Origin of the sequence: Thermorhabdus hydrogeniformans (genome assembly GCF_049310025.1) — a bacterium.
In the GTDB taxonomy this organism is placed as follows: Bacteria; Bacillota; Thermosediminibacteria; order Thermosediminibacterales; family Tepidanaerobacteraceae; genus JBJYKD01.
In genome coordinates, this window is sequence record NZ_JBJYKD010000202.1 from 1 (window position 1) to 259 (window position 259).

Below are 259 nucleotides of genomic sequence, written 5' to 3' on the forward strand. Positions count from 1 at the left end.
TCTCGATGCCTTCTTCTTTGAGATATATGAGGTTTTGTTCACTGCTGTATCCACTGTCTGCAGTGACTTCTTCCAGTTGCCGGCCGAAGGCAGCCTTATGCTTTTCCAGCACTGGAATCAGGGTGTTGTAATCTGTGCGGTCGTTACTGATGTGGGTGTGGATGATGAAGTAGTTTTCCACAGCGATCTGTACGTTATAAGCTGGTTTGAGTTGCCCGTTTTTCATGTGGTCGTCCTTCATGCGCATGAAGGTTGCCTC

General features: G+C 47.9%; 1 protein-coding gene. It reads right to left on the reverse strand.

The genetic code is table 11. The annotated features are described in order from the left end of the window. Positions 1-259, reverse strand: a 259-nt coding sequence (locus tag ACKX14_RS16115; RefSeq protein WP_422449433.1) for a transposase, incomplete at both ends; no start/stop codon positions are given.